We start from the raw sequence: 856 nt of genomic DNA on the forward strand, positions 1-856 counted from the left end.
GAAGCGGACAGACCGTCGTCGGCAGCCTGGAACATGTAGCCGCGCCGGGGCACGGTGCGAACCAGCGACTGCGTCTCGTCGCCTATGCATTTGCGCACATCGCGAATGCATTGCGTGAGCGAATCTTCTGTCACGATGGTGCTGGGCCAGACCGCCTGTAACAGTTCGTCCTTGCTCAGCACTCGGCCGGGATTACGCACCAGGAAGGCCAGCAGATCGAAGGTCTTTGGCCGCACCGGCACGATCTCGCCGTCACGCCGCAATGTGCCGCGGTCGAGATCGAGAACCGAGCTGCCGACCTGGTGTGCCAAGCTCCTGCGCCACCGCTGCGCCTGATTGCGCAGCGATCATCGGAGCCGCATAAGCCGGTAAAGGTCAAGCCCGAAAGATGCCGGAAAGGCGCTGCCACAGGCGCGGCCTCGTTTCTGCAGGAATCGTTTTGGCAGGGATCATGGCTGTCTCACTCGGCGTCAGCAGGTCGAGATAGTGCAGCATCTGAGCCGTTTCGCCGCCACAGAATTCAACGTTGCCCGTCGACAGGATCCGGTGCACCGCTTCCCGTGCCAGAGCCGACGGGAGGAATGGTTCTTCAACCTTCGCATGCATGTTCGATCTCCAGGGTTGGCGCCGGCAAGGGCGTGCCGGATTGCAGTGATCCGAGGTAGGCGGCGACCTTGCCCTGCAGCCGCCATAGCGTGGCGTCGCGGATGTTGCGGGCTTCGAGCTGAACGACGGTGCGGCGCAGATAGTCGGCGCAGCTTCCGATGTGGCCGGCGGCGAGCGACAGGATTTCCACCGTGGTCTGCTCGTTCAGGCCTGCGGCATAGGCGGGGCCATTCCGGTCGGCGACGAAGGC

2 protein-coding genes and 1 pseudogene are annotated in these 856 nt (G+C 63.8%); all 3 read right to left on the reverse strand.

Features of this window, described 5'->3' with window-relative positions:
- A partial coding sequence (locus tag EOC93_RS33585) for a transcriptional regulator (protein WP_164759399.1) occupies positions 1–311 on the reverse strand: 311 nt, incomplete at its 3' end.
- Positions 312–375: 64 nt separating this feature from the next.
- Complete coding sequence (locus tag EOC93_RS33590; RefSeq protein ID WP_095482758.1) at positions 376–606, reverse strand: hypothetical protein; 231 nt, start codon at positions 604–606, stop codon at positions 376–378.
- Positions 590–856 (reverse strand): annotated as a pseudogene (locus EOC93_RS33595) (gamma-glutamylcyclotransferase); the annotation flags it as partial. The pseudogene EOC93_RS33595 and the gene EOC93_RS33590, both read right to left, overlap by 17 nt.

Source organism: Mesorhizobium sp. M6A.T.Ce.TU.002.03.1.1 (genome assembly GCF_003997275.1).
Classification (GTDB): domain Bacteria; phylum Pseudomonadota; class Alphaproteobacteria; order Rhizobiales; family Rhizobiaceae; genus Mesorhizobium; species Mesorhizobium mediterraneum.

Bases quoted from the DNA above. Each gene is read 5' to 3' on its own strand.
- EOC93_RS33590 (WP_095482758.1), bottom strand. From the start codon at position 606: ATGCATGCGAAGGTTGAAGAACCATTCCTCCCGTCGGCTCTGGCACGG.